The sequence below is a fragment of the Campylobacter jejuni genome (assembly GCF_001457695.1).
GTDB lineage: Bacteria > Campylobacterota > Campylobacteria > Campylobacterales > Campylobacteraceae > Campylobacter_D > Campylobacter_D jejuni.
This window is the reverse complement of record NZ_LN831025.1, coordinates 1,028,985-1,045,273: the sequence shown is the minus strand read 5'-3', so window position 1 is coordinate 1,045,273 and position 16,289 is coordinate 1,028,985. Positions and strand designations below refer to the sequence as shown.

Annotated in this window: 16 protein-coding genes and 1 pseudogene; all 17 read right to left on the bottom strand. The window is 27.1% G+C overall.

All coding sequences use genetic code 11. From position 1 onward, the window contains the following. Positions 1–7: 7 nt before the first annotated feature. Positions 8–721 (bottom strand): hypothetical protein, encoded by a 714-nt coding sequence (locus AT682_RS05370; RefSeq protein ID WP_236017589.1) that lies wholly within the window; start codon positions 719–721, stop codon positions 8–10. A gap of 70 nt (positions 722–791) precedes the next feature. After that, entirely contained in the window at positions 792–1,496 is a 705-nt protein-coding gene (locus AT682_RS05365) for a bacteriophage T4 gp5 trimerization domain-containing protein (protein ID WP_394349320.1), read from the bottom strand. A gap of 69 nt (positions 1,497–1,565) precedes the next feature. Then, entirely contained in the window at positions 1,566–1,796 is a 231-nt protein-coding gene (locus tag AT682_RS05360) for a hypothetical protein (RefSeq protein WP_002883188.1), read from the bottom strand. After that, complete coding sequence (locus AT682_RS09880) at positions 1,763–3,562, bottom strand: hypothetical protein (protein ID WP_236017580.1); 1,800 nt, start codon at positions 3,560–3,562, stop codon at positions 1,763–1,765. The genes AT682_RS05360 and AT682_RS09880 overlap by 34 nt, the downstream gene beginning before the upstream one ends. A 126-nt stretch (positions 3,563–3,688) precedes the next feature. Next, positions 3,689–3,990 (bottom strand): annotated as a pseudogene (locus AT682_RS05350) (lysozyme inhibitor LprI family protein); the annotation flags it as partial. Positions 3,991–4,699: 709 nt separating this feature from the next. Beyond that, a complete protein-coding gene (locus tag AT682_RS05335; RefSeq protein ID WP_167561469.1) occupies positions 4,700–5,164 on the bottom strand; it encodes a hypothetical protein in 465 nt (154 codons plus the stop codon). Positions 5,165–5,312: 148 nt separating this feature from the next. Continuing rightward, a complete protein-coding gene (locus AT682_RS05330; RefSeq protein ID WP_016818225.1) occupies positions 5,313–7,304 on the bottom strand; it encodes a DUF6402 family protein in 1,992 nt (663 codons plus the stop codon). Further along, positions 7,304–9,820: a type VI secretion system Vgr family protein gene (locus tag AT682_RS05325; RefSeq protein ID WP_058207858.1), complete on the bottom strand. Its 2,517-nt coding sequence runs from the start codon at positions 9,818–9,820 to the stop codon at positions 7,304–7,306. Before AT682_RS05325 ends, AT682_RS05330 begins: the two co-directional genes overlap by 1 nt. Before the next feature lie 136 nt (positions 9,821–9,956). Continuing rightward, positions 9,957–10,595 (bottom strand): hypothetical protein, encoded by a 639-nt coding sequence (locus tag AT682_RS05320; protein ID WP_002883661.1) that lies wholly within the window; start codon positions 10,593–10,595, stop codon positions 9,957–9,959. Continuing rightward, positions 10,595–10,945 carry a DUF4299 family protein gene (locus tag AT682_RS05315; RefSeq protein WP_002791053.1) on the bottom strand — a complete coding sequence of 117 codons (351 nt, stop codon included), beginning with the start codon at positions 10,943–10,945 and terminating at the stop codon, positions 10,595–10,597. The genes AT682_RS05320 and AT682_RS05315 overlap by 1 nt, the downstream gene beginning before the upstream one ends. 45 nt (positions 10,946–10,990) lie before the next feature. Further along, positions 10,991–11,641 carry a PoNe immunity protein domain-containing protein gene (locus AT682_RS05310; protein ID WP_002782034.1) on the bottom strand — a complete coding sequence of 217 codons (651 nt, stop codon included), beginning with the start codon at positions 11,639–11,641 and terminating at the stop codon, positions 10,991–10,993. Then, positions 11,625–12,581, bottom strand: coding sequence for a hypothetical protein (locus AT682_RS09595; RefSeq protein ID WP_170234848.1), 957 nt, complete (start codon positions 12,579–12,581; stop codon positions 11,625–11,627). The genes AT682_RS05310 and AT682_RS09595 overlap by 17 nt, the downstream gene beginning before the upstream one ends. Positions 12,582–12,629: 48 nt before the next feature. Then, the gene (locus tag AT682_RS05300; RefSeq protein WP_002779723.1) at positions 12,630–13,007 is read right to left on the bottom strand and encodes a hypothetical protein; all 378 of its coding nucleotides are present in this window, start codon (positions 13,005–13,007) and stop codon (positions 12,630–12,632) included. Between the two features lie 202 nt (positions 13,008–13,209). Beyond that, positions 13,210–13,776 carry an imm11 family protein gene (locus AT682_RS05295; protein ID WP_016818223.1) on the bottom strand — a complete coding sequence of 189 codons (567 nt, stop codon included), beginning with the start codon at positions 13,774–13,776 and terminating at the stop codon, positions 13,210–13,212. Beyond that, entirely contained in the window at positions 13,776–14,552 is a 777-nt protein-coding gene (locus AT682_RS09875; protein ID WP_236843941.1) for an AHH domain-containing protein, read from the bottom strand. Before AT682_RS09875 ends, AT682_RS05295 begins: the two co-directional genes overlap by 1 nt. Continuing rightward, entirely contained in the window at positions 14,545–15,798 is a 1,254-nt protein-coding gene (locus AT682_RS05285) for a hypothetical protein (RefSeq protein ID WP_058207857.1), read from the bottom strand. The genes AT682_RS09875 and AT682_RS05285 overlap by 8 nt, the downstream gene beginning before the upstream one ends. Then, positions 15,795–16,280 carry a hypothetical protein gene (locus AT682_RS05280; protein ID WP_004306906.1) on the bottom strand — a complete coding sequence of 162 codons (486 nt, stop codon included), beginning with the start codon at positions 16,278–16,280 and terminating at the stop codon, positions 15,795–15,797. The genes AT682_RS05285 and AT682_RS05280 overlap by 4 nt, the downstream gene beginning before the upstream one ends. Positions 16,281–16,289 lie beyond the last annotated feature (9 nt).

The window sequence follows — 16,289 nt, the reverse complement described above, 5'->3', positions numbered from 1 at the left end:
ATTTAAATTATCTTCCGCATGCATTCAATCTTCCTTTAGCAAAATTTATTAGATGATTAGGTTTTTTAGCGCCATATATTGCTTCGTATAATTCTTCGTCTTGAAATTTTAAATCCACATCATGAAATAAATTCATTTTTTCATAAGAATTTATCATATTATCTAATAATTGTTCTTTTTGAGGTATAGAACACATAAAATTTATATCTAAAGTAAATCCAAAAAACAAAGTGTTGTAATTTACAAAAGTAAACTCAAACATTATTTTACCTGGATTATACTTAGATGGTAATTTTTCAATTTCACTCATAAAGACAAGCAATTCATCCGCAACATTTAAATAATTATTAATTTCTTCCAAATCAGTGCTATTGGATGCGAGATAAAAATAATCAAGATTGTTTTGCATTTGCAAACCAAACAATACATCCTTATTTTTAAGAGCTACTAAATAAGCATTATCCAAACCTAAAATTTGCATAAATTTAAAATCTCTTTTGAAATGATGCATATAATTTAATAATTCTTTTTGATTTGTTTTTAATTCTTCATTTAAGTTTTGTTCTTTAAAAACTTTTTTAAATTCTTCTTTGCTATCAGTAGATAAATCAAATATACTATCTACAATTTGCTTTTCTTTTTCATAATAATATCTATCCCAAAAGATAAGCTCTAAAGGGCGTTGTAAAAAATGATAAGTTAAGCTTATAAAAATAATCAAAGCTATAAGCACACCACAAGGTATATAAAATCTTTTAAGTTTGTAAAAAGGTTTTTTTATTGTTTATCCTTTACTCTGCTTTAAGCTCTCCACCTTTAACCACAAGTCCATTAGAGTCTATAATTACTTCTACTCCACCTGCTTTAATGATAACACAATCAGGTTTTGCATTAATAATTGTTTCTCCTACCTGTATAGTCGCTTCGCTATCGGCTTTTAACTCATGAATAGTTTTTGCGTAAGTTGTGATATTATCAGCTACCATGCTTGTATTTTTATCACTTTCAAATCCTATGGATTCATTACTTGTAAAAAGAATATTGTCTTTGCTTTTATAATCCATCTCTTTCTCGCTTAACACTTGCATTTTATCACTGACATTAATATCATAATGCCCCTCAACCACTTCCTTTTTATTTCCCTTCACATTCCTTATCTCATCTTTATGGATAATAGTATTTTGATTAGCACCTATTTCTATATCTTTGTTTTCTCCTACAAACTCATGAGAGTTTTTAGCCACTCTTACTTTATTATCTACTCCTACATTTAAGGTATTGCTTAATCCTACTATGGTATCTTTAGATAAACCTACATTAGTTAAGTATTCTCCTCCTACATTGACATTTTTAGCTAAGTCTATGGTTTGAGTATGAACCTTTTTAATCCTTTCATTATAAATTCCATCCACTATAGAATCTTTATCATTTAAAATTCTTTGAGTGAAATTATGTTGTACTAATTCATCATAATCCTTTTGGGCTTTTAAATAAATTTGTTCTTTATCTTTTATATTTGAGAGGGTAAGTTCAATGGCTTTGTTTTGTATAGTTTAAATCTTTAGTCATTTTAACACTAAATGCGTTATTCCTTGTGTTGTTTTAAATGCAGTTGCACTAAAATAAGCAAATAAGATTAATTGATATTTTTCATTCATATTATAAAGTTTATTCCTATCATCTTGTGAAAGCATAGAAGTATTAAAGGTTATATCATTTCCTTGAAGATTTTCTAAAATTTTAATTTTAGATTGATTGCATTCTAATTCCTCTTCTTTTTTATACAATATGCCCATTTAATTGACTCATCGAAGAAAAATTTCTCCTCATTATTTAAGTAGGCTCTAATAAAAATAGTTTCATTGTAAGGGATTTTATCAGTAGTATTTTGCTGTTCTTTTTCTTTATAAGCTTGCAAACTTGTGATATATAAATTCTTTCTTGAATTTTTTATTTGTTTTTCATATCCATTTGCCTCAGTATCTAAATAAAGATTTTCTCCAAAATCTTGCATGCTTACTTTATTTGTAAAAGTATAATAACCTCCTTGCTTATCTGCAGAGTTTAAAGAGACTATTGCCACATTTCCAATTTTATGTATTTGACTTGTGCTAAAGCCTTCTAAGGTTTTTGTAGCTATAATACATTTTGTAGCCCTTTTAAAAAAAGAAGAGTTTTCATCTAAAATTAAATCAATTTTAAAACTGCTCTTATAAATGCCTTCTTGATACTCTAGCTTTAAACTTTCATAAATCCTTCTATTCTCACAATTATGAAGAAATATTTTAGTGATGGTTTCATGATTATTTCCATTTTTATCTAAAATCTTAAGATTATTAAGTGTTAATTCAAAATTTCCCCCTCTATGCGATAAAATCTCTTCGCTACTATATCTTTCTAGTTTTAAATAGATTTTTAGCATCTTTGAAGCTTTATCTTGTAAAATTTTAAATTGATTTTCTTTAGCAAAACTGTATAATTCTATAGCATTTTCTTCATTGCCAGTAAGAGCAACTTTTAAAATTCCATCGTTTTTATTAATAAAATATGATATATTGTTTTTTACTGCTTTAAAGTATATTTCATTTTCTTTTTTTAAAATAAGTTCTTCTTGGGTGCTACAAGAAAAAGCTTGTGGATTAATTGCTTGTTGTTCTTCTTGTGTTGGATCATATTTTAAATACATTAGCTCACATTGATCTTCTATCAATTTAGTGCAATCTATTTTTGCTTTTGCTCCTATAAGTAGGGTAATAAAAGTATTTTTAGGTTGTTCTATTTGTATAATAGATGGAGTGGGATTTGGATAGAGGATAAGAATATTATGGGGTGTATTTGCTTCTAGTTTTTCAAACTTTTGTCTTAAAGTTTTATTAAGCAAGGCAACATTATCCAATTTATTAGCGCCTAAATTCTCACAATAATTAGCAATACAATAAATATTATCTAAGCTAAAATTTTTTTGAGTGAGGGTGTTTAGGTAGGATAGATAGGGGGAGAGAATATCAGCTATACCCTGAAATTCTTCTTTAGCAACATAAGAATAATAGTGTTTGTCTTTAGTATAATATGTATTGTATTCTCTTAAGAGATACTCTGCTTTTTCATCAACTTCTTTGCATTTCTTATAAGTTTGCATAAAAGAAAGGTAAGTGTATTTATCTGACAGCTTCAGTCCTTGCTTGGCATTGGCTTCTCTAAAGTTAAAATTAAGATAAGAGAAAATATCAAGACTTGTTGAAAAATATTCAATATTATTATTTTGATTCTTATTGCTTAAGCCAAACATAGTGGCTTCTTGGATTCTGCGAGAATAATAAGGGTTTTTGAATTGTCGTATATCAGCATAATAACGCACAGAAAACCACGCTAAGAATCTATTCTTATCTTTAAGGGTTTTTTGAAGCAAGATGAGTCCACTCTCTGGGTTAAATCTTGCTGGACGCTGATAATAAATAGACAATAAGGGAATAAACTCTTGTGGATTGGTTAATTCTGTCTTACTAAAAGAAGTAAGATAGTTTGCATTCCATTTTTGAAGTTTTTTTCTTAGATTATGCATTTTCTCAAAAGAAATGATTTTTTAACTTCTTTTGCTTCATTATCTGCAAGCTCAAAAACCATATTTTCATTAAGTTTTTGGTTGATATTTTCAGGATTTTGGTTGTAGATTTTTATATTATTTTGCAAAATAGCATTGAAATATATTTCTATTACTCATAACAGAATGATTAAAATATTTCAGTTTTTCTCTTGTTTTTTGCCCCTTTTTGTATCTTTAGGGATACTCTTTAGTATTGAAAAATAGAGTTTAGAATATAATCTATCAAGTTTTTGTAACTCCCCACTTTTATCACTACAAATCATCTTTTCAACCTTGCTTTTTGCTTTAGCACAATTAAACCTAGGTTTAGCTTCTTCTGGAGATTGAGCATTAATATTAATACTTAAAGTAACACAAATCCTTAAAACTATTAAAAACTTTTGCATAAGAACTCCTTTAATTTACTCTGTATTTTTTGTCGCTTCAAACATAATAACTACTCCTCTAGCACAATATCTAAAAATATAGAGCTATATAAAAAGAAATCTAAGCCAAGATTGAAGTGTTTGGGTATCATAATTTGTTTGAAAAAATATTAACATCCATGCAATAGCAACGCACAGGCTACTATGAATACAAAGAGAGAAAATACTCATTGGGATAATCCATAATGAAAATTCGTTTAGAGCTAGATTTGAATGTGATTGCATAAAAAATTTTCTTAAAAAATATACCAAAGGTAAAGAAATACCACAGATATACATTATTAATAACTCCCATTTACAAGTAATGCAGATAATCAAAAATAATAAATAATATGAAAAAAGCCAAGCAATCCAAAAACTTTTTGAACATACAAACCCACAAAAGCTTTGAAATCTTATCAAAAATACTATACATACATAAGATATACCACCAAGAATCAATACAGGCAATGTAAAGACATATGCTAAAAACCCAAATCCATCAGTCATTATCTCGCCTCACTTTTTACTATAATCCTCAATAGATTCTTTATATCCAAATTATTTGGAATCTTAATATTTTTAAAACCTTTGCTTGTAACTATAAAATCACAACCAAGATTGAAATGTTTCTGTGTTTGTTGGATTTGTATTTGTTGGTAGTCGTGGTTTTGATATATAAGTTTTTGCATTATGGTTTGTCCTTGCCTATCATAGATAAGATTCTATATAGAATCTTAGTAAAAAATGACTTATGATTTTTATAGAGGATATAGCTAAGGAGTAGTGCAATTATACTGGGAAAAACCACAACAAGAACATAAAAAGTTATAGTGCGAATCGCCTCATTTCTCTCATCGATTTTAAGATAATATCTATCACACCATGAGCTGATATAATATCCAATAGCATACATCATTACAAAAGAAAGGATAAGTAGTCCAATCCCAATAAAAAATGAAACGATATATCTGCCTAGTCTCTTTGTAAATGAAATCTTTTGCATATCAAAATAAGTATAGATAATAGCATAGAGTATAAAGGTAAGATGTATAATTTGCAAGATAATGGGGATTAAAAACATTTGAAAAATTTCAAAAAGGCTGATAATAGTTGTATCGACAAATATTACCCACATAGCTAAGTATAACAACACTGAAGCTCCAATATGTAGAGTAAGATTCACATATTGAGGCTTATATTTATACAATAAAAGCGTCAGACAATAAAGGGGTAGAAAATAGTATGCAATAAGACTAAGCCCATATATAAAAGGCTCATAATCACCACCAGCAAAAAACATCTTACTTCCCCACTATAAAAGCAGTATCTTGCATTTGCGTATGACTAAAATCCATATCCAAAAATGTAGAGCTATATAAAAAGAAATCTAAGCCTAGATTAAAATACTGTTTTGTTTTTAGAAAGTCTGAATTATATAAGGGAAATAAGAATGATTTTGGTGAGGTATATTTAAAATGAAATTTTGTATTTCGGTATTGCATTATCGAATTATATAAATCAAATCCTACCTTCTCATAATCCCATGCCCCAATAGGCTGATCGCTACCATTATTATTAAAATTCACAGTATCAATGATAAAAGCACGCACCTTTTTGCACGCAGCATATAAAGAATGGTAATTATAGAATCTTGTAACTCTCGTGATTTGTATAAGGCTTGGTATATATAAGATATTAAAAGCCCCTGCGATAGAGTATAGAGCAAAATTCTGCTTGTATTTTGGGTTAGAGTGGAATTTATCTAAAACTTCTTTTTCATGTTGTATGGAGTTTTGCAATGAAAATGCATCAAATTTACTTAAGCCTAAATGCGGTAAAAACACATCATTTTTTATATCAAACCTTTGAAAATATAAACTATTATCGATAATATCTGATGGTTTTTGTAAGTCTTTTATAGCTTTATGAGTTTCTGGGAGTGTTTCCTCTTTTTTATATAGCTTAAAGACTTCTGCATTCTTCGTCTTATTCTCTTTTATTGCTTGGATATTGAGTGCCATTGTATATTCTTGTGTATTTTTAATGTTTTTTATATCTAGTAAAGTATCATTAAGAAAATCTTCGAATTGTTTTTGAAAATCAGATTCTTCTCCAAAAAGCTTTTTGAGATTCATATACTCGCCCTTTAGCTCTTGCATTATAGGAAACTTCATATAAAAACTATCCCAATCTAATTCCGCATAAAATCTTGCTTTATCTCTTGATTTTGTGTTGTCAGTCTTTAATTGTTGCATCTCTACTCTAGGCAATATCTCCTTTACTATTGTTTTCATTGTTTCATTAGGGATAGTATCTATAAAATCTTGTGAAGTAGAGCTTCTAAAGGTTAAATCTTTTAATTCTTTAGCATCACTTGGATTATCATGCCATAATCTTTGACAGATATAGCTTACCCCCCAACCAAGCCTTGAGATTTCATCTTTGTTTGTATGTGCCCTTAGTGTTTCTGCTAGAGTGCAATCAATGGTAATTTGTGGATAATCATTAATTCTTATAAGATAAGAGGCATTATAATTGGGTATTTCTTTATAAGCAAAGACTAATAGTGTTTTTTGCTCTTGTGTGTCTTTAGGGTTTGGTAGTTGCAAACTAAGATGTTTTCCACAATAAGCTTTGTTGTTTTCTAAATGTCTATAAATGATAGAAGAAGATAATAGGGCTTTATCTTCTTCTTTTTCAATATAAAAACAATCTTTTAAAATTTCTTCATCAAATAAAGAACTTTCCTTTTTGTCATTAGTTAATTGGTTTTTGTTTAACTTATCTAAGGTGTTTTTATCCTGAATAAAAACATAACCCCATTTAATTTGCTCTTCTTTGATTTTTGTATCCTCATAAATAGCTTCAAATTCTACTATATCGCCAAAAGTATAGAAATTACGCACTATTTTTTCATTATTTTCTAAGGTAAATTCTTTGGATTTTAGCCTAATAGAGTTTATAGAGCCTTTATCTGCCTTTCTTTCAAATTTTATTTCACACCAATGCCCATACTCATAACTTCTTAATAAAAATCTATGATTATAGATGGGTTTGTTTTTATAAACACTAGATTGGTTTAAAATTAATTCAAAGCTTTGTGCTTCTTTGCTAAAAATTTCACTAGCATTTAAATGAGCTTCCCCCATTCTATTGGTTGTAAAAATAGTCTTGATTTCATTTTTATTGCCCTGTGCTATTTCATAAAGCTTAAATTCTTGATTATGCAGAAGAATATTATTAGAACTTAAAAGCCTAATATTTAAACTATTTTTTTGATTAAGTGCTTCCATTACTCTGCCCTAATCTCTCCACCTTTGACCACAAGCCCATTAGAATCTATCACTACTTCTACTCCACCTGCTTTAATAATCACATAATCTCCCTTAGTAACAATTTGAGTATCGCCTACTTGGTGGAGGATTTGATTGCCTGCTTTTACTTCATAATCTGTTTTTGTTTGCGATAATGAATTATCAGATACAAAGGTATTATTTTTATCTGTTTCAAAGCCCATTGAAGCATTGGTGGTGATTAGTAGATTATTTTTGCTTCTTATAGAAGTCTCTTTTTCTGTTTGGATTTTTAATGTTTCTTTTATATTAATATCATAATGCCCCTCAACCACTTCCTTTTTATTTCCCTTCACATTCCTTATCTCATCTTTATGGATAATAGTATTTTGATTAGCACCTATTTCTATATCTTTGTTTTCTCCTACAAACTCATGAGAGTTTTTAGCCACTCTTACTTTATTATCTACTCCTACATTTAAGGTATTGCTTAATCCTACTATGGTATCTTTAGATAAACCTACATTAGTTAAGTATTCTCCTCCTACATTGACATTTTTAGCTAAGTCTATGGTTTGAGTATGAACCTTTTTAATCCTTTCATTATAAATTCCATCCACTATAGAATCTTTATCATTTAAAATTCTTTGAGTGAAATTATGTTGTACTAATTCATCATAATCCTTTTGGGCTTTTAAATAAATTTGTTCTTTATCTTTTATATTTGAGAGGGTAAGTTCATTATAACCTTCTTCATTAACACCTATGGTTTTAGAAGAAAGAGAAGTTTGGTGATCATTAAAAGGAAGATTTACTAAACTTGGATTAGCCCCATTATACAAACTTCCACTTACATAAGGTTTATCTATATCATCATCTAAAAAAGAAATAATCACTTCATCTCCTATTCTTGGAGTATGAAAAAAACCTGAATGATTGCTTGCTATATGAGAAGCTACTCTTAAAAAAGGAGTGTGATGATAAGATTTATAAGTATTGCTTGATAAATTAGAAGAATTTATATCTATATCATTTGCAATAAAAGTATCATTATCTAATTCTTCTTGATTGGCATAAAGATTAATCCTTACCTTAACCCTTCCATGCTCATCAGTATAAATAGTATTTCTCTCACTTTCTATATCCTTACTCTCTCCTATAACAATACCTTGAGTGCTATTAGGAGCTTTAGGTTTAGCTTTAAAACTTGGAGTAAAGATAATATTCTTTTTTAGTAAAGTTAAAGTATTAGAATAAGATTTACTTAAATTTAAATCTTTTAAATTTAAATGATCATTAGTATTAATAGAATTAGCTAAGATGGCATCATCAATTAAGATTTGAGTATTAGTGATAATAATAAAGTCTTTAAGCAAAGAAGCTTTATCTTGTTTTTCTTCATCTTGATTTTTTATTTCTTCTTGATGATTAAACTCCTTATAATTTAAAGTGATAAAATCTCCTAAGCTAAGATGATAAATATTACTTTTTGCTAGTAAGCTTTCATTTAATACTAAGGCTCTTTTTTCTTTAAGAGAAGGCTTAGTCTTTAAATCAATGCTTTTTGTAAAAGAATATTCACTCTCATAAAAATGTTCATTATAACAAGCTTTGTTATTAAGTTCTTGTTCATAAGGAACTTTACTAGAGTGTAAAGATAAAAGATTTAAAGGAGTATTGGCATTAATACTAGAATGTGTAAAAGAATTAGTTCTTAAGCTTTGCTCTTTATAAATAGAAGAAATACAAGCTTGATTTAAAATATTATTAATATTAGGATTATACTCAATTTCTTTATTTTTTACATTTTTATACACATCACAAAAATAAATAGTGTTCTCATCTTCATAAAAAAAGATTCCATTATTATGGCTTAATCTTGTAATAAAGTCTAAATCACTTTCATTGTATTGAGAGATGAGTTCTTGTTCTTCATAATTAAAATGTATATTAGAATAATCAATTTCTTTATGTAAGATATCTTGATAAAAACCAAGGGTTTGTTTAATCACTTCTATAATATTAGTATGAGTATAAATACGATTGGCTTTATTTAAAGAAAGTCTTATCAAGACTGATTGAAGCTTAAAAGAAAAAAAATGCTTGTATTGTATTTGCTTAGTATTTGAAGTGCTATCGTTAATATTTAAAGCACTTTCATGATTAATACCTAGATATTTTATATAAGTGATAATTCCCTTATAGTTTTTTACTTCATTGTTATCAAAGTTTAAGGTATTATTCTCATAAGGATTATGGATACTTAAAATAGCTTCTTGATCGATTAAAACATTAGGATGAAAATTAAAAGTTGTAGGGGTGCTTGGATGAGATGAAGCATTGGTTAAAGTATTTAAAGAAAATAAATCTTGTTCTAAACTTTCAAAAAAGCCTTCACATTCTATAGAAAAAAGCTCTTCAAGACTTTCTTTGATGAGGGCTTTAGTGATTTTAAAGGGTAGGGGATTTGAAGTAGAATTTAAAATATCAAGACTCATGTAAGAATTAAGGGACATTGATGATCCTTTTGGGGGTTGAGTTTATGGTGTTTATAATTTGGTATAAATCCACTATGTTTTTAATTTTTATATTTATTATTTTAACACAAATAGCCTAAATTTGAGTAGAAAAAGAAATTGCTTATTTTTGTTATTAAAATCTATTTTTATCTAAATTTACTTCTATGATATTGAGTTCTTTTTCGCTGTTTTGTGTATTTTCTAAACGCAATTTTATTTTATTTGCACCCATGGGAGTTAAAATAGTAAAATATCTAGTATTATTTTCATAAAAACCCCAAATTTCATCAAATTCCAAATAATTTGCTAATCCATATTCTTTAAACTCACATTCTTTATAGATTGATTTTAAAAATTTTGGCACTTCATTAATAATAAAAAGTATTTTGATTTTTTCTTTTTGAGAATTAATATCCAATTCTTTAATCAGATTATTTTGATATTCTTGCTTAATTATTTCTATTATTTTTTTATTATCACAATTTTTTAAATCATTAAGATTAACATCCATTTCTTTTTTTAACTCTAATTCTTGAGGAAAATAATTTGTATTCTTATAATTAGAAGCTTGTGGTAATAATATATTTAATTGTTCATCACTTTTAAAAATTAATTTCGCTATATTCATAATTTTAATATTTAATTCTAATATAGCGTAAAAATCTTTTTTAGAAAAAATTTTATCTACACCTTTTTTCATATTTACAATATCTAAATTTTCATCAGATAAAAATTCTATAAGTTTATTTAAAAATATAGGTTGAGGAAGCATTACCACCCTTTAAGCTCTAAGCTTTCAAGCTCTTCTAAACTCATTGCTCTAATTAAAATCCTTTCTTCTGATTGAATTAAAGAAAAATCTTGCAATTTCTCTAAAGCTTCTTTATACTCTAAATACCCCAAAGGCTCATCTTTGCTAATGCTAAAAAAACTCAGCCTCCATTTGGTTTCTTTATCTTCATCATCTAATTCAAAATTTTCCCAAGGTTTTTTAAAAAGAATAGTATCTGTATCTTCACTTAGGGTGAAATTTATTATTAACCCATCGGGTGTTTCATAAAGTTTAGGCATAGCTTCATAAGCTTCTTCCCAACGCCTTTGTAAAAGTTTTAAATCTTCCATAAATTTTTCCTTAAATATAAAATGAAATTATAACTAAAAATCTTTTTATATTAAATCATAAGGAAAGTATTTGTATTGTTTAAATTCTTCTTTATCTAAATTCATTAGCTTTACAATTGCTGCACCTTCAAGATCCCAAGTATCTAGAGGATCTCTTAATCTTGTATGTTTTTTCATATATTGATGTAAAAACTCAATATCCTTAGTGGCTACAAATTCTTTAATAAGCTCGTGTTCTTTGCGAATACATTTGCGTTCTAAATTTAAATTCTTACCCTTAGATCCTATAAAATGCAAAAACCAGTCCCTATTGAGAATATCTCTTCTTTTTCTCTCATCTTCTTCTATTAATTCTAATACACAAGCAGTATCCATATCTAGCAATACTCTAATACAAAGTTCAAGAGCATTTCCTCTATAATAACCAATATCAATTGCAAATTCTAAACGATTTTTTTGTTTTAATAGTATGTATGCTTCTAAATCTTTTTTAACTAGATTTATATCATCACCACGAGAGTATTTATCTATAGCAATACATTTTTTTCCATCTGTTATAGAAAAAAAATAATTTTCCCTTCTTGCATCTCCTAGTGGAAGTTCTAAGAGTTTTTTTTCATCTTCTTTAATTTCTTCTTCCCACTCTATTATATGTTTCGTAAAATACGCTTCATCTTTGCTAGTATCTCTTGCCATTTTCTATCCTTTCTATTAAGTTTTTGGTTTTTGCATTTTTATCTAATTCTTTAATACTCACATTGCCTTTTTTATCAACATGAAATAAATCTTTTCTGACTTCATTGCTATTTTTTTTAAGAAGTTCTTTTATTTCTTTTCTATGTTTTTCATCTACAATGCCAAGTCTATTTCTACTCTTTTCTGTTATCCATTCATCACTCATTTGCTTAGTTTTTATATCTAATTTGCTTGTTCTAAACTTAGCTTCTGCAATGATATATTTTGGGTTTTTATTTGGATTGTAATAAATTCCATCAATTCCATGATGAATTTTATCATCAAGTCCTTGAACTTTATTTAAACTAATTCTTTTATAGCCTTTAGCTTTGTAATATTTATCCATTTGCATTTCAGTATAATTACCTTTTTGCCGATTATTTTTTAATGCTTGTATTTGCCTTGCTTTATCATTTTTATTTTTCTTATTTCTTTTACCTCCCATCCCTTCCCATCTTATCCTATCATATTTAATCTTAGCAAGAGGACTAGCTTGTATTTTAGCTAAAGCAAATTTAATCTTATTCTTTTTGGGTATAGCAAATATAGGATAACCTTTTATACTCATTCCTATCAAACCCATTTGTAACACAGAATGTTTATTATTAACTTTATGATCTGAATAAGTATAAGCAAATACCATAGCTACTTTAGTACAAGGTCCTCCTAGTATAGGTGGATTTAAACATCCACTTATACTAGCTCCTTGTATTTCATTATCAAGCATAATAGGAACATTGTCTGATTTTATTCTTTTAGCTTTTTTTGCTTTTAACTTAACTCTACCTCCATGTAAGCATACTAAAGTATTATCTTCTAAGATAGGATGCATACAAGAAGTATCAGGAGTTATATTAATATCTTCTATTCTAGGAATAAGGATTGTTCTTTTTTTAGCCATGAAAAGTCTTGTGGGTTTTTAAGGTAATCTTAAATTTTTTGAAAATTTTTACAAATACACTTTTTTATTAGTGTCTGATAATAACTTAATAAAAATATCATTATCATCCCAAGAGTAACACTCAATCATTGATAATAAACCATTTTCAATATAAATCATAGCTCCACCTATCACAACACCATTTAAACATAGATTTAAAGAATTAGTAAAACCATTGACTTGAATTTTTGGTCTTGCGGGATCAGTTTTTATATTAGCAAAATATCCACACTCATCAGCTTTTCTAGAAACAATATTAGCATGTCTAAAATGATCTAAAAGTAATTTTTGTTCTTTGGAAAAATATTCAATAATTTTTTTCTCCAATTCTTGAATATTAATTAAATGTTCTAGATAGAAACATTGTTCCAATTTTTGATTCTCCATTTTTTATAACTCCTCTTACTTCAATATTAAATCCATTAATGTTTATAATATGCCCTTATATAAAATTTTCAGAAACTTTACCGCTTACATAATCTTTTTCTATTTTTTTTACAACTGCCTCATAAGCTTTTTCTTTCGAATTGTATTTGTTTGATAAAACCTAATAAATTATATAGTTTATAATTGCAATATTTTCATATGATTAATTTTCATATACCATAACTTCACTAAAACTAAAACCTAATAAATTGTTTTCTCTCACTATTTTTCTAAATTCACTTGATACAAAAACAGGTATTTCATCATCTTTAATTCTAAATATATGGCTTCCATCAAGTTTTGATTTTTTTAAAACAGCCTTAGTAATACTTAGATATTCATTATTATCACCCATATAAGTATATACAGAATGTTCATAATCTAAAGCTTCAAGTGATTTTATTACATGCATAATTTTACAATCATAATAATTTATTTCCTGACTTTTAATTTCTACATCTAAATATTGCACACAATCTTTAATTAAATCTTGCATTAAATTTATAAATTTAGGAGAGACTATACGCCAACCACAGTCATTGTGTATAAGATCAGTTAATATGTCTCCTTCATTTTTGTCTATTTCAAAACTAGGTGTTTGCCAATTTGTGATAGGTTTGGATTCTAAAAGTGCATATTCATCATTATTTTTTATATCTACAAGATCACAAGAGTACCAATTATCCACATCATTATGATTATAGTTATACATCATTTTATAATATTTCATTATTTTCTCTCCTTATAGTAATCTTTATGAAGTATAGCAGGATTGTTTTTGACTTCTTCTTTTAGTTTTTCAAATTCTTTTAAGAATTTATTCTTATCTCCTCTTGCTATTTTATCAATTTTACTCATTTTTTCAAGAATATATTCATGATATTCATTAGGATGTCTTCCGCGATGTGGCATTTTAACTTTATTCCAATCTCCATCTAATTCCAAGCTATATTTTTTTGTTATTTTTTGAAATTCTTTAGTAAATCTTTTATTCTTATCAGTGGCAATATGATGGGTTTGAATTGGTGGTTGTTTGTTATCGCTTCCTCCCCCTTCCCATCTTATCCTGTCAAATTTAATCTTAGCAAGAGGACTAGCTTGTATTTTAGCTAAAGCAAATTTAATCTTATTCTTTTTGGGTATAGCAAATATAGGATAACCTTTTATACTCATTCCTATCAAACCCATTTGTAACACAGAATGTTTATTATTAACTTTATGATCTGAATAAGTATAAGCAAATACCATAGCTACTTTAGTACAAGGTCCTCCTAGTATAGGTGGATTTAAACATCCACTTATACTGGCTCCTTGTATTTCATTATCAAGCATAATAGGAACATTGTCTGATTTTATTCTTTTAGCTTTTTTTGCTTTTAACTTAACTCTACCTCCATGTAAGCATACTAAAGTATTATCTTCTAAGATAGGATGCAAACAAGAAGTATCAGGAGTTATATTAATATCTTCTATTCTAGGAATAAGGATTGTTCTTTTTTTAGCCATGAAAAGTCTTGTGGGTTTTAAGTATGTTTTCTAGTTGTTCATCTTTAGCATAAAGAAGCTTTTCTTCTAAAGAGCAATCAAAATTTAAAGGAAAAGGTTTTAGGGTATTTTTACTTAGAAATTTTTCCCAAAGTATAGAATTTTCTTTTGCTGAAAACTCCCAAAAATCATCTTTATTTTTATAAACATAGTCTTTATAATCTATAAAATTTACAAAATTGATATCTATATCTTTTTGTTTAGAAAGTATGCCTTGTATGTTTTCTTCTTCTGTGTTTTTTGGAATTTTGTTGTAATTAATAAGATAATAATTAAGTCTATCTTTGTTTAATTCTTGATTGTCAAGTTCATTTAAAAACTCTTTAGAATAATAATTTAAAAAGTAAGTATTTGCGTATTCTTCTATATATTCTTTAAAACTTCTTTTATGAATTAATTTATCTTGATTAATGGGATAAGATTTTAAAGTATTATTTTTAGAATCTAAAGTATGATCATATCCTACAAAAAAATAAGAAAAATCCATAAAAGCATAATCAGCACTGATTCTTTTACAAAGATTTAAAAACATATTTTCAAGTTCTAAAATGATTTTATCTTCTTTGCTTAAATTTAATTCTTTTTGTATCTCATCTTGACTTTTTGGAGTAAAAGTATGATTGATTCTGTGATTATAATTGTTAATTAAATATTCTAAGCTTTCATCACTAAAATTAAAGCTTAGCTCAAGTGAAGAATTAAAATAAATATCATATTTATTAAAGCAGGGTGCTAAATTATCTTTTTCTATAAAAATATCAATTTGATTTTGAGAAAAATTTTCTCCTTTTTCATCCCAAAAAGGAAAATTAGGAGAAAGATTTTTAAGCATACCAATCTCTGTCAAATCATTTTTTTGATAATATCGATGTAAAATATATTTACTTTTATCTCTACATAAACGATTATAAAATTGAGTATAATTTGAAGGCAAAAAATCAAGCCATTCATCATCACCATGTAGATTTATGCCTTCAAATTGATCAACACTAAAATAAGCTTTAAACTCTTGCATAGTTTTTAAGGTATTTTCTAAATGCTTATTATAAAATTTGTCTTTATTGGCTTGTTTAAATTCAAACCAATCTTTGGCATTTAAACGCTCGCCTTTTAAGCTCCAAGCATTAAGATATTTTTCATCACTAAAAGTTTTAGTAGAAAAAAGATGAAAGCTAATTTGATTGGCACTTATATTTTGTGTTTTCATTCAAATTTAAAACTTTTTAAATATTCTATAGCAGGATCTTCACTTATCCATTCATCTTCACTCATTTCTTCATCAAATTCATCATATCCATAACAATAAGGATCATCATAAAGCTCCATTTCTCTTGTTTGGGCAATGTTTTCTATGCAAATTTTTGCACTGGTGCAACCTTCTTGGTTTTCATTTGGTTTTAAAGCTTTTAAGGTATTAAAAATTTCAAAAGCATCGCTGTATTCTTTTTCATATTCTTCTTTATTAAAACCTTTTTTGTCATGATGAGCATTTATAGTCTCGTATAATGCTATTTCCGCGGCTACGGCTAAAAATGTAAAACCACAACTTGATTTAAAATCTCCATATTCTTTGTATTCTTTATTCACAATACCATTAATATTAGCTCCTTTTTCTAAAACAATTTGAAACTTTCTTACATCAGATTCTTCAATTGCTATAAGTAAATCATAATCAATTTCTTTTACCATTTTTTCCTC

What these genes read in the sequence shown, in the direction of transcription:
- AT682_RS05325 (WP_058207858.1), bottom strand. Translation starts at nt 9,820, where the DNA reads ATGTCCCTTAATTCTTACATGAGTCTTGATATTTTAAATTCTACTTCA.
- AT682_RS09595 (WP_170234848.1), bottom strand. Translation starts at nt 12,581, where the DNA reads ATGGCTAAAAAAAGAACAATCCTTATTCCTAGAATAGAAGATATTAAT.
- AT682_RS05285 (WP_058207857.1), bottom strand. Translation starts at nt 15,798, where the DNA reads ATGAAAACACAAAATATAAGTGCCAATCAAATTAGCTTTCATCTTTTT.
- AT682_RS05300 (WP_002779723.1), bottom strand. Translation starts at nt 13,007, where the DNA reads ATGGAGAATCAAAAATTGGAACAATGTTTCTATCTAGAACATTTAATT.
- AT682_RS05320 (WP_002883661.1), bottom strand. Translation starts at nt 10,595, where the DNA reads ATGCTTCCTCAACCTATATTTTTAAATAAACTTATAGAATTTTTATCT.
- AT682_RS05280 (WP_004306906.1), bottom strand. Translation starts at nt 16,280, where the DNA reads ATGGTAAAAGAAATTGATTATGATTTACTTATAGCAATTGAAGAATCT.
- AT682_RS05360 (WP_002883188.1), bottom strand. Translation starts at nt 1,796, where the DNA reads ATGGGCATATTGTATAAAAAAGAAGAGGAATTAGAATGCAATCAATCT.
- AT682_RS09880 (WP_236017580.1), bottom strand. Translation starts at nt 3,562, where the DNA reads ATGCATAATCTAAGAAAAAAACTTCAAAAATGGAATGCAAACTATCTT.
- AT682_RS05310 (WP_002782034.1), bottom strand. Translation starts at nt 11,641, where the DNA reads ATGGCAAGAGATACTAGCAAAGATGAAGCGTATTTTACGAAACATATA.
- AT682_RS09875 (WP_236843941.1), bottom strand. Translation starts at nt 14,552, where the DNA reads ATGGCTAAAAAAAGAACAATCCTTATTCCTAGAATAGAAGATATTAAT.
- AT682_RS05295 (WP_016818223.1), bottom strand. Translation starts at nt 13,776, where the DNA reads ATGAAATATTATAAAATGATGTATAACTATAATCATAATGATGTGGAT.
- AT682_RS05315 (WP_002791053.1), bottom strand. Translation starts at nt 10,945, where the DNA reads ATGGAAGATTTAAAACTTTTACAAAGGCGTTGGGAAGAAGCTTATGAA.
- AT682_RS05330 (WP_016818225.1), bottom strand. Translation starts at nt 7,304, where the DNA reads ATGGAAGCACTTAATCAAAAAAATAGTTTAAATATTAGGCTTTTAAGT.